At 61.8% G+C, this 12300-nt stretch carries 14 protein-coding genes; 6 read left to right on the plus strand and 8 right to left on the minus strand.

Annotated features, from left to right (window positions below; genetic code table 11):
* Window positions 1–146: 146 nt before the first annotated feature.
* The 3 genes from ACJ8MK_RS14550 (at window position 147) to ACJ8MK_RS14560 (ending at window position 2251) form a co-directional block, all read left to right on the plus strand.
* The gene (locus tag ACJ8MK_RS14550) at window positions 147–1091 is read left to right on the plus strand and encodes an MBL fold metallo-hydrolase (RefSeq protein WP_164097993.1); all 945 of its coding nucleotides are present in this window, start codon (window positions 147–149) and stop codon (window positions 1089–1091) included.
* A gap of 151 nt (window positions 1092–1242) precedes the next feature.
* The gene (locus ACJ8MK_RS14555) at window positions 1243–1983 is read left to right on the plus strand and encodes an SDR family oxidoreductase (RefSeq protein ID WP_041036432.1); all 741 of its coding nucleotides are present in this window, start codon (window positions 1243–1245) and stop codon (window positions 1981–1983) included.
* 64 nt (window positions 1984–2047) lie between these two features.
* Window positions 2048–2251: a DUF1289 domain-containing protein gene (locus ACJ8MK_RS14560; protein ID WP_033654334.1), complete on the plus strand. Its 204-nt coding sequence runs from the start codon at window positions 2048–2050 to the stop codon at window positions 2249–2251.
* A 62-nt stretch (window positions 2252–2313) separates the two neighbouring features.
* Here the strand turns inward: ACJ8MK_RS14560 and nrdF are convergent, their stop codons facing one another.
* From nrdF to ACJ8MK_RS14585, 5 genes are all read right to left on the minus strand, one after another.
* The gene (nrdF, locus tag ACJ8MK_RS14565; RefSeq protein WP_033635683.1) at window positions 2314–3285 is read right to left on the minus strand and encodes a class 1b ribonucleoside-diphosphate reductase subunit beta; all 972 of its coding nucleotides are present in this window, start codon (window positions 3283–3285) and stop codon (window positions 2314–2316) included.
* Window positions 3286–3293: 8 nt separating this feature from the next.
* Entirely contained in the window at window positions 3294–5438 is a 2145-nt protein-coding gene (gene nrdE, locus ACJ8MK_RS14570; RefSeq protein ID WP_442517847.1) for a class 1b ribonucleoside-diphosphate reductase subunit alpha, read from the minus strand.
* A complete protein-coding gene (gene nrdI / locus ACJ8MK_RS14575; RefSeq protein WP_033649781.1) occupies window positions 5420–5824 on the minus strand; it encodes a class Ib ribonucleoside-diphosphate reductase assembly flavoprotein NrdI in 405 nt (134 codons plus the stop codon). Before nrdI ends, nrdE begins: the two co-directional genes overlap by 19 nt.
* A gap of 9 nt (window positions 5825–5833) precedes the next feature.
* The gene (gene nrdH, locus ACJ8MK_RS14580) at window positions 5834–6064 is read right to left on the minus strand and encodes a glutaredoxin-like protein NrdH (RefSeq protein ID WP_033635681.1); all 231 of its coding nucleotides are present in this window, start codon (window positions 6062–6064) and stop codon (window positions 5834–5836) included.
* A gap of 273 nt (window positions 6065–6337) precedes the next feature.
* Window positions 6338–6769 (minus strand): carboxymuconolactone decarboxylase family protein, encoded by a 432-nt coding sequence (locus tag ACJ8MK_RS14585; RefSeq protein ID WP_041036428.1) that lies wholly within the window; start codon window positions 6767–6769, stop codon window positions 6338–6340.
* Between the two features lie 95 nt (window positions 6770–6864).
* On the opposite strand from ACJ8MK_RS14585, the gene pdxR reads away from it, so the two are divergent.
* Window positions 6865–8298, plus strand: coding sequence for a MocR-like pyridoxine biosynthesis transcription factor PdxR (pdxR, locus tag ACJ8MK_RS14590; RefSeq protein WP_060423343.1), 1434 nt, complete (start codon window positions 6865–6867; stop codon window positions 8296–8298).
* Between the two features lie 61 nt (window positions 8299–8359).
* Here pdxR and ACJ8MK_RS14595 read toward each other — a convergent pair whose 3' ends face one another.
* Window positions 8360–8668: a DUF883 family protein gene (locus tag ACJ8MK_RS14595; RefSeq protein WP_004928950.1), complete on the minus strand. Its 309-nt coding sequence runs from the start codon at window positions 8666–8668 to the stop codon at window positions 8360–8362.
* Window positions 8669–8898: 230 nt separating this feature from the next.
* On the opposite strand from ACJ8MK_RS14595, the gene asr reads away from it, so the two are divergent.
* Entirely contained in the window at window positions 8899–9249 is a 351-nt protein-coding gene (gene asr, locus ACJ8MK_RS14600) for an acid resistance repetitive basic protein Asr (protein WP_049232502.1), read from the plus strand.
* A gap of 195 nt (window positions 9250–9444) precedes the next feature.
* Here asr and ACJ8MK_RS14605 read toward each other — a convergent pair whose 3' ends face one another.
* Together ACJ8MK_RS14605 and ACJ8MK_RS14610 are read right to left on the minus strand one after the other, a co-directional pair.
* Complete coding sequence (locus ACJ8MK_RS14605) at window positions 9445–9825, minus strand: DUF4440 domain-containing protein (RefSeq protein ID WP_039568646.1); 381 nt, start codon at window positions 9823–9825, stop codon at window positions 9445–9447.
* Window positions 9822–11207 (minus strand): MFS transporter, encoded by a 1386-nt coding sequence (locus ACJ8MK_RS14610; protein ID WP_442517848.1) that lies wholly within the window; start codon window positions 11205–11207, stop codon window positions 9822–9824. Before ACJ8MK_RS14610 ends, ACJ8MK_RS14605 begins: the two co-directional genes overlap by 4 nt.
* Before the next feature lie 105 nt (window positions 11208–11312).
* On the opposite strand from ACJ8MK_RS14610, the gene ACJ8MK_RS14615 reads away from it, so the two are divergent.
* Window positions 11313–12209, plus strand: coding sequence for a LysR family transcriptional regulator (locus ACJ8MK_RS14615; RefSeq protein ID WP_033649787.1), 897 nt, complete (start codon window positions 11313–11315; stop codon window positions 12207–12209).
* The last annotated feature ends 91 nt before the right edge of the window (window positions 12210–12300 follow it).

The following is a 12300-nucleotide window of genomic DNA, read 5'->3' on the forward strand; positions in this document are numbered from 1 at the left end:
TATTGATTGGGGTTGTGTGAGTCGGCAAACAAAACTATTCATAATAAATATATTATTTATATATTTATTAAAGGCATTTATTAAACAGGCGCATCGGGATTTTTGCGTCAATACTTAGCGCTGTTCAATTCTCGCAAGGAGTCATCATGTTCTGGAAACGTTGTCTGCTGGGCGCGGCGCTGGCCGTTATGTCATTACAGGCCGGCGCCGCCGCGCCGCAGGCCAAAACCCCGACGCCGGGAGTTTACCGCATCATGCTGGGCAGTTTTGAAGTGACCGCGTTGTCTGACGGTATCATTCGCCTGCCGGCGGACAAACTGCTGCTGAACACCACGCCGCAGCAGATCGCCGCCGGGTTGGCCGAGCGGCATCAAAGCCTGCCGGTGGTCACCTCGGTCAATGCCTATCTGATCAATACCGGCGACAAGCTGGTGATGATCGACAGCGGCGCCGGCCAGCTGCTGGGCGACGGCCTGGGCAAGCTGGTGGATAATCTGCGCGCGGCGGGCTATCAGCCTGAGCAGGTGGATGAGATCTACCTGACTCATATGCACCCGGATCACCTCGGCGGCCTGACGCACGACGGCAAGGCGGTATTCCCCAATGCGGTGGTGCGCGCCGCCAGCCAGGATGCGGACTTCTGGCTGAGCGCCGACCGGTTGAAACAGGCCAAGGCGCAGAACAAAGGCAATTTCGAAAAGGCCATGGCGGCGATCAAGCCTTACCAGGCGGCAGGGCACTTTAAGCCGTTCAACGGCGACGGCGAGCTTTCGCCGGGCATCGCCGCCTTTGCCGCTCACGGCCATACGCCAGGCCACAGTGTCTATCAGGTGACCAGCCAGGGCAAAAAGCTGCTGTTGCTGGGGGATCTGATCCACGTGGCGGCGGTGCAGATGCCGCATCCGAAGGTGGCTATCAGCTTTGACAGCGACGCCAAGGCGGCGGTCGCTCAACGGCTGCGGGTGTTCAGCGACAGCGCGCGGCAGAACGAGCTGGTGGGCGGCGCACACCTGTCGTTCCCGGGATTGGGCTACCTGAATCGCCAGGGAGAAGGGTACAGCTGGGTGCCGCTGAATTACGGCGCGTTGTAACGGGGATGGCCGCCCGTTGGGCGACCATCGAACGAGTCCAGACGCATTGTTCGATAATTTGGGATGATGATGCCAGACAATCGGGGCTTATTCGCCGCGATAAAGAGTGCATGATTAACGTTACCCTCGTCGTTTTCTTTAAGGATCTCCGATGAACCAGAAAACTCCCCCCGTCGCTATCGTCACCGGCGCATCGCGCGGCATCGGTGCCGCCATCGCCGAGCGTCTGGCCGCCGACGGCTTTACCGTCATCATTAACTATTCAGGCAACCCGGCGCCGGCCGATGAGCTGGTGCGCAAGATAGAACAGCGCGGCGGTCGCGCGCTCGGCGCCAAAGCCGACGTCAGCGATGCGGCCGCGGTCGCCCGCCTGTTCGACAGCGCCGAACAGGCATTTGGCGGCATCGACGTGCTGGTCAATAACGCGGGGGTAATTGCGTTGGCGCCGGTGGCGGACATGCGCGATGAAGACGCGGATCGCCTGATCGACATCAACCTGAAAGGCAGCTTCAACACGATGCGTGAAGCGGCGAAGCGCCTGCGCGACAACGGTCGTATCATCAACTTCTCCTCCAGCGTGGTGGGGCTGCTGCAGCCGGGGTACGGCATGTATGCCGCCAGCAAGGCGGCGATCGAGGCGTTGACCAGCGTGCTGGCGAAAGAGCTGCGCGGCCGCAATATCACGGTAAACGCCGTCGCGCCGGGGCCGACCGCCACCGGTTTGTTCCTCGACGGCAAAACGCCGGAGCTTATCGATCGGCTGGCGAAGATGGCGCCGCTGGAGCGGCTGGGCACGCCGGAAGATATCGCTGCGGCGGTGGCCTTCCTGGCCGGCGCCGACGGCGGCTGGATCAACGGCCAAACCCTGCGCGCCAACGGCGGCATCATCTGATTGACGACGCGCCGCCGCAGGATCGGGTATCCTGTGGCGGCACACATCACATCAAGGGCGGTTTATGGCGGGCGACAATCAGCAATCCCAGCACGGCGTAAGATCGCCCTGCGTCAGCCTGTGCCGCATCGACGACGAAACCCAGCAGTGCCGGGGATGCCGGCGCACGCGGGCGGAGATCGCTGCCTGGCCGACCGCCGGCGACGCGGAGAAACGCGCCATCTGGCGGCGGCTTGAGCTGCGTGCGGCCTTCAAGCAAAACACATAGTCGCGGGAGCACGACACGTCGCACTCCCGCGAAAGCCTTTTCCTGATACGGCCAGCCAGTTCTCAGAAATCCCAGTCCTCATCTTCGGTGTTGACCGCCTTGCCGATGACGTAAGACGAACCGGAACCGGAGAAGAAGTCGTGGTTTTCATCGGCATTTGGCGACAATGCCGACAGGATAGCCGGGTTGACCTCCGCCATCGCCGGCGGGAACAGCGCCTCATACCCGAGGTTCATCAGCGCTTTGTTGGCGTTGTAGTGCAGGAAGGTTTTCACGTCTTCCGTCCAGCCGACGCCGTCGTACAGCTCCTCGGTGTAGCGCACCTCGTTGTCGTACAGATCCTGCAGCAGATCGAAGGCAAAGTTTTTCACCTGCCGGCGCCGTGCGGCGTCCACTTTCTCCAGCCCTTTCTGGAATTTATAGCCGATATAGTAGCCATGCACCGCCTCGTCGCGAATGATCAGGCGGATCAGATCGGCGGTGTTGGTCAGCTTGGCGCGGCTCGACCAGTACATCGGCAGGTAAAAGCCCGAATAGAACAGGAACGACTCGAGGAACACGCTGGCAACCTTCTTCAGCAGCGGATCGTCGCTGCGATAGTGCGCCAGAATGATGCCGGCCTTCTTCTGCAGCGCGCGGTTTTCCTCGCTCCAGCGGTAGGCGTCGTCCACGTCCGGCGTTTGGCACAGGGTGGAGAAGATTGAGCTGTACGAGCGGGCGTGCACCGCCTCCATAAAGCTGATGTTGGAGTACACCGCCTCTTCGTGCGGCGTCAGCGCATCGGCGATCAGGGCCGGCGCGCCGACGGTGTTCTGGATGGTGTCCAGCAGCGTCAGCCCGGTGAACACCCGAATGGTCAGCTGCTGCTCCTTCGGCGTCAGCGTGGCCCAGGAGGGGATATCGTTGGACAGCGGCACCTTCTCCGGCAGCCAGAAGTTGGAGGTCAGGCGGTTCCACACCTCCAGATCCTTGTCGTCTTCGATGATGTTCCAGTTGATGGCGCGCACCAGCGGCGCCGATGTTACGGTCGTCATAAGTTGCCTCACAGCGCGCAGGACACGCAGCCCTGCACCTCGGTGCCTTCCAGCGCCATTTGGCGCAGGCGGATGTAGTAAATGGTCTTGATGCCTTTGCGCCAGGCGTAGATCTGCGCGCGGTTGATATCGCGGGTGGTGGCGGTATCGCGGAAGAACAGCGTCAGCGACAGCCCCTGATCGACGTGTTGCGTGGCGGCGGCGTAGGTATCGATGATCTTTTCCGGGCCAATCTCATAGGCATCCTGGTAATACGCCAGGTTGTCGTTGGTCATGTAGGGCGCCGGGTAGTAAACGCGGCCGATCTTGCCTTCCTTGCGGATCTCGATGCGTGAAACGATCGGATGGATGCTGGAGGTGGCGTTGTTGATGTACGAGATGGAACCGGTCGGCGGCACCGCCTGCAGGTTCTGGTTGTACAGCCCGTGCAGCATCACCGACTGGCGCAGCGCGCGCCAGTCGTCGCGGTTCGGAATGGCGATGCCGACGGCGGCGAACAGCTCGCGCACCCGCTCGGTCTGCGGCAGCCAGTCGCGCTCGGTGTACTTATCGAAGTACTCGCCGCTGGCATAGCGGGAATGCTCAAAGCCGTCGAAGGCGCCGCCGCGCTCGATCGCCAGCCGGTTAGAGGCGCGGATGGCGTGATAGGCCACGGTATAGAAATAGAGGTTGGTGAAGTCGATGCCTTCTTCCGAGCCGTAGAAGATGCGCTCGCGCGCCAGGTAACCGTGCAGGTTCATCTGGCCCAAACCGATGGCGCGGGCGCTGCGGTTGCCTTCGGCGATCGACGGCACCGAGCGGATATCGCTCATGTCGGCCACCGCGGTCAGCGCGCGGATCGCGGTCTCGATCGCCTTGCCGAAGTCCGGCGCGTCCATGGTTTTGGCGATGTTCAGCGAGCCGAGGTTGCAGGAGATGTCCTTGCCGATGCGATCGTAGCTCAGATCCTCGTGATACGTGCTGGCGCGGTTGACCTGCAGGATCTCCGAACACAGGTTGCTCATGTTGATCCGCCCGGCGATCGGGTTCTCCCGGTTAACCGTATCCTCGAACATCACATAGGGGTAGCCGGATTCGAACTGGATCTCCGCCAGCACCTGGAAGAACTCGCGCGCGTTGATGCGCGACTTGCGGATGCGCTTGTCGTCCACCATCTCGCGGTACTTCTCGCTGACGGCAATCTCCGAAAACGGCACGCCATACACCCGTTCGACGTCGTAGGGCGAAAACAGGTACATCTCTTCGTTGTTCTTCGCCAGCTCGAAGGTGATATCCGGGATCACCACCCCCAGCGACAGCGTTTTGATGCGGATCTTCTCGTCGGCGTTTTCGCGCTTGGTGTCGAGAAAACGCAGAATGTCCGGGTGGTGGGCGTTGAGGTAAACCGCGCCGGCTCCTTGGCGCGCGCCGAGCTGGTTAGCGTAGGAGAAGGCGTCTTCGAGCATTTTCATGATCGGAATGACGCCGGAGGACTGGTTCTCGATGCGCTTGATCGGCGCGCCCACCTCGCGAATATTGCTCAGCAGGAAGGCCACGCCGCCGCCGCGTTTCGACAGCTGCAGCGCGGAGTTCACCGCCCGCCCGATCGATTCCATATTGTCTTCGATGCGCAGCAGGAAGCAGGAGACCAGCTCGCCGCGCTGGCGTTTGCCGCAGTTGAGGAAGGTCGGGGTGGCCGGCTGGAAGCGGCCGGAAATCATCTCCTCCACCAGATCCTGCGCCAGCCCGGTGTCGCCCGCCGCCAGCGTCAACGCCACCATGCACACCCGATCTTCGTAGCGCTCCAGATAGCGTTTGCCGTCGAAGGTTTTCAGCGTATAGCTGGTGTAGTACTTGAAGGCGCCGAGGAAGGTCTCGAAGCGGAATTTTTTGGCGTAGGCCTGCTGGAACAGCTGCTTGATAAACGGGAATTCGTACTGCGCCAGCACCTGCGGCTCGTAGTAGCCTTCCTCCACCAGATAGCGCAGCTTTTCCTCCAGGTTGTGGAAAAACACGGTGTTTTGGTTGACGTGCTGCAGGAAGTAGTGCCGCGCCGCCAGCCGATCTTTATCGAACTGGATCCGGCCTTCCGCATCGTAAAGATTGAGCATCGCGTTGAGCGAATGGTAATCCAGCGCGCCCGTTTCGGGCCTGGTCAGTTCTGTCGTTGCCAAAATGCGGTTACTCCCTGTCTAACGTTTTCAACGTCTTGCGTAGTGCCGAGCAGCTCAAAGCGGTATAAAAAAGGCACCTGGCATTTTTTGGCGATGATGTCGCCGGCGATGCCGTACGCCGCGCCGAAGTTGGTGTTCCCGGCGGCGATGACGCCGCGCAGGTATGAACGGTTTTGCGGAACGTTGAGAAAGCGGATCACCTGGATCGGCACCGCGCCGACGGCGCTACCGCCGCCATAGCTGGGTACGATCAAGATAAAGGGGTGTTCCATCAGCAGCTTGCTGCGGGCGCCGGCGATCGGAATGCGGATCGCCGGCAGGCCCAGTTTCTCAACGAACCGATGGGTGTTCTCCGAGCTGCTGGAGAAATAAACCAGCGGATTCATCGGCGGGCCTCAGCAGGTGAGCGCCAGCGCGCCGATCTTGTCCGGCCGGAATCCAGACCAGTGATCGTCTCCGGCGATAATCACCGGAACTTGCTGATAACCTAAGGATTTAACATGGTTCAGCGCCTGCTGATCCTGGGTGAGATCGACCACCTGATAATCAATCCCCTGTTTATCAAATGCGCGATAGGTGGCGTTGCACTGGACACAGTCCGGCTTACTGTAAATAATAATGCTCATGATTCGCATTTACCTTTAGACTGAAGGAAAGGCGGACAAGTCAGATAACGGAGCATTGTTCCTGGCGTTTCTGACGGCGTTATCAACCGAACGACATTCCCTGCGGTTGACCTATAAAATACTATATGTTGATATTTATTTTATCAACCACGCCATATATGGTGTTTTGTAAGGATGGAGGCGCAGACCGCGCCGGGGCTGGAAAAGGCGAGGGAAAAAATTTTTGCGGGTGAGAAATTCCCCCTCTCAGTGCAGAGGGGGGAAGAGAACGCATTACTGGCGCATGCTGACGGCCAGCCGGTTGAAGGCGTTCATGATGCTGATGGCGAAGGTCAGATCGGCGATCTCGGCATCGCTGAAGTGCGCCTTCAGCGCCTCGAAAGCGCTGTCCGGCGCGCCGGTGGCGGCGATCAGCGTCACCGACTCGGCCCATTCCAGCGCGGCGCGCTCGCGCTCGTTGAACTCATGGCTGACGCGCCAGCCCGCCAGCGTATCCAGCTTGGCATGGCTGAAGCCGCTTTCGCGCAGCGCTTTGCCGTGCATATCCAGGCAGTAGGCGCAGCCGTTGATCTGCGAAACGCGCATAAACATCAACTCGATGGTCGCCTTGTCCAGGGCGCCTTTCTCCAGCGCCATCAGCGCGCTCACCATATTTTTGTACGGGGCGGGCGCCAATTCGGCATAGTTCAAACGTTGCTTAATCATGGTCAACCTCAATCGGTAGTAACGAAATCATGGCGCTACTTTAGCGGCCTTATGGTCTATGCTATAGGGCCATAAAATGATTATTTAACCGGGCCATAATGCCATCTTTCCTGACTTCGCTGCGGCTGGACAGCCGGCTCGCCGAACCGCTGTACCGGCAGATTTACCTGCGGATTAAAGACGCCATCGCCCAGGGCAGCCTGGCGGCGGGCAGCCGGTTGCCCTCGGTGCGCGGGTTGGCGAGCGATCTGGGCGTGGCGCGCGCCACGGTGGAAAGCGCCTACGCGCAACTTATTGCCGAAGGTTTCTTGCAGAGCCGCGGGCAGGCGGGCACCTATGTTTCACCGCAGCTGCCGCACGTGCCGCCGGGCGCGGTATCCGCCGCGCCGCCGCTGGCGGCGATAGCGCCGGATCCGCTGCAGCCGCAGGGCATGCTGCAGCCTTTCCAGCTGGGCGTGCCGGCGCTGGATGCGTTTCCGCGGGCGCTGTGGCAGCGCATTGTCGCCCGCCGGCTGCGCGCTTCCACGGTGGCTTCCCTGGCGCTGCCGCCGGCCGGCGGCCTGCCTGAACTGCGTGAGGCGATCGCCCATTATCTGCATTTGTCGCGCGGCATCAGCTGTCGGCCGGAGCAAATTTTCCTCTGCGCCGGTTATCCGGCGCTGTTGGACTGGGTGGTGGAGACGCTGTTGCACGCCGGCGACGCGGTATGGATAGAAGATCCCGGCTATCCGGTCACGCGCCCGCTGCTGCGGGCCGCCGGCGTCAGGCCGCTCGCCGTGCCGGTGGATGAACAAGGCATGGACGTGGCCGCCGGTATGCTGACGGCGCCTGAGGCGCGGCTGGCGGTGGTGACGCCGACCCATCAAAGCCCGCTCGGCGTCTCGCTCAGCCTGGCGCGGCGCATGGCGCTGCTCGACTGGGCGCAGCAGCGCGGGGCCTGGATCCTGGAAGATGACTACGACAGCGAGTTTCGCTATCACGGGCGGCCACTGCCGCCGCTGAAAAGCCTCGATGTTCAGGGGCGGGTGCTGTACGCCGGCACCTTCAGCAAAACGCTGTTCCCGGCGCTGCGCATGGCTTATCTGGTGGTGCCCGTCGGTCTGACGGAGACATTCGCGCGCAGCAGTCGGCTGCGTGGCTGCGGTTGCCCGCCGCTGCTGCAGGCCGGCGTGGCGGATTTTATCCGGCAAGGGCATTTCTACCGCCACCTGAAACGCATGCGGCCGCTGTACCGCCAGCGGCGCGAGTGGCTGACGCAGGCGTTGGAGCGGCAGCTGGGGGCGTGGCTGAGGGTGGTGCCGCAGCAGGGCGGCATTCAGCTGTTGGCCCGGCTACGTGACGGGGTGGCGGATACGCCGTTGGCGGCGCAAGCCTGGCAACTGGGGTTGGCGGCGCAGGCGTTGTCGGACTGGCGAATCGATCATCCGGCGGGGCAGGGGTTACTGCTGGGGTTTGCCAATTTCACTCGGCAAGAGGAGACGGAACGGGCGGTGCAGGGGCTGGCGCAGCTGTTCAAACGCCTAAATTAAACGGCCCGCGATTTCCGCGGGCCAGACGCACATCTGTTTTATCTTTATGACTGCAGGGGTGTTAACGCCGGGCCAGCAGCACGCCGAGCACGATGCCGACGGCGGCACCGATCCCTACGCCCTGCCAAGGTTTGTCACGCACATAGCTATCGGCTTGATCAACCGCATCGCGCGCATGCTGTGTCAGACTGGTGGAGCCATTGAACCGCGCTCGCGCGTCGCGCAGCACGCCTTTCGCCTTGCTGTGCAGCTCTTTCAGTTCCTCTTTGGTCTTGTCACCGGACTCGCGCAACACTTCATCCAGCGTATCGGCCAACAGAGTGACGTCCTGATCGATATCGCGTTCTGTTCTTTCCGCTTTCTTAAACATTCAGCTCTCCATTTCGACACATGTCTCTTAAGTGTAGACCATGGCGCGATTTGCGTGGCCGATCACGGAAAAAAAACCGCCGTCACGCAGGTGTTTGCCGGCGCCTGGGCTTTGTACATTTGGTTACTCGGCGAAACCAATCACTCACGGAAGCGGCAGTTTGATTCCACTAGTATCTGTTTCAACGGCTCCACCGGAGCTTACCGAAACAACACTCTGAGGATGTAAAGATGAAAAAAGTATTAGCGCTGATCGTTGCTGCCACTATGGGTCTGTCTTCTGTTGCTTTCGCTGCTGATACTGCAGCTACTGCTCCGGCTACCACCACCGCGCCAGCTGCGACCACCACTACCGCTGCGCCAGCGGCTGCCGCTGAAAAAGCGCCGGCTAAAGCAACGCACCACAAGAAAGCCAAGCATCACAAAAAAGCGCCAGCCCAGAAAGCGCAGGCCGCTAAAAAGCACCACAAAAAAGCGCCGGCTCAGAAAGCCCAGGCAGCTAAAAAACACCACAAAAAAGCGCCAGTGCAGAAAGCTCAGGCCGCTAAAAAACACCACAAAAAAGCCGGTAAAAAATCTTAATTAAGTGATGTTTGCGGAACCGAAAGGTTCCGCACTCTCCAGCCCGTACTCCAGACACCCGGTTATCCCGGGTGTCTTCTTTTGAGGCGACGAACGATGATCAATCGCTATCTGTTTGAAGTCATTTTCAGCGCGGTAACCCTGTGCGGAGCGATCGTCGGTTGGGAACTGTTTTTGGCCGGCAGCTTTCTGTAATTATTGCGCCGCGGCGGTTTCGTGCAAATGCCGCCAGCCGAGCGCGTTGGGCTGACGTTCAAAGACCACCGTGGAATAGCGCAGCGTGGCGCTTTGCCCCGGCAGGCTCTGTTTTTCCCGGTAGCTGACTACCGCGCCCGTCGGCCATTCGGCCACCAGCTTCATCTCTTCTATCTCGATTTCCAATCCCGGTTTGGCGGCGCGATGCGCGCGGAAAAAGGCGCACAGCGCGGCAAAATCCAGCGGAGCGCCGCTCAGCGCGATCATGCTGAAATCCGGCGTAAAGCGCGCCAGCAGCGCCTGCTCTTCTCCAGCCCCTTTGCCCAGCCAGCGTTCAATGGCGATGTGGGCGTCGATCACTTCGGTAAAATACGGGTTCATAAAGCATCCTGTTGAGCGTTGAGTTGGCGCACGATGGCGCGGTTGGCGAGGCGCAGGCACAGCAGCAGCGGGATAAATACGCTGGCGCCCGCCAGAATGAAGCAGGTTCGGTAGGCCGCTGCGGGCGGCAACACGGTCAGCAGCAGATTCAGCAGCAGGCTGAGCAGCGCCACGCCGAGGCAAAAACTGAGCTGGCGGTTGATGTTCCACAGCGCGCTGGCGTCCGCCAGCTGAGCGTCGGGGATCTGCAGGAACGCGCTGCTCTGCGCGGTGCTGCTGCACAGGCTGCCGCCAAACCCCATCAGGGCGAAGGCGGCGATCTGCCACGCGTGCTGCCCGGCCTGGTCGATCTGCGCCAGCGTCAGCATGCCGGCGCCTTGCAACAGGCAGCCGGCGATCAGCAGCGGCCGCGGGCCGAGGCGGTTAAAGGTCTTGCCGGTCAGCGTGATGGCCAGGAATGACGCCAGCGCCCAGGGCAGCATCAGGCCGCCGACCTGTGCGGCGGGCATCCCCAGCTGGTTTTGCAGATACAGCATCGCCACCAGGCTGACGCCGATGAACAGGCCGGGAATGCACAAATAAACCGCCATGGCGTTGCGCAGCAGCGGATCGCCGACCAGCCGCAGGTTCAGCAGCGGCTGCGGAGTGCGCAGGCTATGGCGTAAATAATAGGCCAGCACCAGCAGGCCGGCGGCCAGCAGCGCCGCGCCGGAAGCCTGATGGCCGGCCTCGCTCAGCCGGGTCAGGCCGAGCAGCAGCAGCGTCAACGCCGCGCAGGCGCTCAGCAGCCCTTTGCCGTCGAGCGGTTTACGTACCGCTGTCGCCGACGTTTCCGCGCGCAGCCACAGCGCCGCCAGCGCCAGGGCCAGGGCCGCCAGCGGCAGGTTGGCGAAAAACACCCAGCGCCAGTCCAGCCGATCGACGAGCCAGCCGCCCAGCGCCGGTGACAGCGCCGGCGCCAGCAACCCAACCAACATGATGGCCGCCGACAGCCCGGCGCGTTCATGGCTGCGGTACAGCTGATAGGTCAGCGTTTGGCCGATGGGGATCAGCAAGCCGCCGCCCATGCCCTGCAGGGTGCGCCAGCCGATCAGCGCGCCGATGCTGTCGGCGTTGCCGGCGCCGAAGGTGGCCAGCATGAACAGCGCCAGCGACAGCAGGAACACCCGCCGCCCACCGATGCGCTGCGCCAGCCAGGCGCTGAGCGGGATCACCAGCGTCAGGCCGAGAATATAGCCGTTGCTGACCCACGCCAGTTGGCTGACCGACGCCCGCATCGCCTGGCCGATGGCGGGGTAGGCGACGTTGGCGATAAACATATTGATCAGATCGACGAAAAAGCCGAGCAGATAGACGATTGCCACTTTGCTGCGATAAGACATGGTGCCTCCGGTTGAAGGCGAGCAGTGTATCGGGGGGAAAAGTGCGGATAAATCGGCGGCGGGCGATTACACTGTCAAAATGATTTTGACAATAAGGGCGGCGAAATGCTGAATTTGCAGCGCCTGGCGATCTTCGCTGCGGTAGTGGAAGCGGGCAGCTTTACCGCGGCGGCGGCGGCGCTGGGGCAAACCAAGGCGGTGGTGAGCTTTAACGTCAAGCAGCTGGAGAACGAGCTGGGGGTGTCACTGCTGGCGCGCAGCACCCGGCGGCTGTCGCTGACCGACGCCGGCGAACGCTTTTACCAGCGCAGCCTGCAGCTGCTGCAGGAGGCGGAAAACGTGCTGGACGACGTGCGCCGCGATCACCACGGGCTGAGCGGCGTGCTGCGCATCACCAGTACGCCGGAGTACGGCGCGCAGGTGGTGGTGCCGGCGCTGGCGGCGTTTTCGCGGCAGCATCCGCGGCTGCGCATCCAGCATGTGTCTTCTTCTTATCACGCCGATCTGATCTCGGAGCGCTTTGACGTGGCGATCCGCCTGGGCCAGCTGGCGGATTCCAGCCACCGCGCGGCGCTGATCGACAGTTTCGCCATTTTTCCGGTGGCGTCGCCGGGTTACCTGGCCGAGCGACCGATTCATTCGCTGACCGAGCTGGCGCAGGCGCAGTGGATCGCCCATAGCCGGCTCAGTTCGCCGCTCAGCTGGCAGGTGGCCACGCCGCAGCGCGAAGCGGTGCTGTTCAAGGTGGCGGACGCTGCGACGCTCACCGGCGACAGCGCCGCGGCATTGCTGGCATTCGCCCTGCATGGCGCCGGGGTGGCGCTGCTGCCGGCGTGGCTGGCGCAGCCCGAAATCGACGCCGGCCGGCTGCAGCGGTTGCTGCCGGATCACCGTTTCCCCGAGCAGAGCATCTACGCGCTCTACCCGAATACCCGCCACGTGCCGGAAAAGGTGCGGGCGTTTATCGATTTTCTGCGCGCGCGGGTGGCGGCCAACCGTTAGCGAAATAATAATTCGTTATAACTCTCTCATTTATCATCAGATCCCATCGGGGTATGCTGGCAATCTCTGTCTACCCCGTCCGATGCGAGCC

It is taken from the genome of Serratia sp. CY38905 (assembly GCF_052168875.1).
GTDB lineage: Bacteria > Pseudomonadota > Gammaproteobacteria > Enterobacterales > Enterobacteriaceae > Serratia > Serratia sarumanii.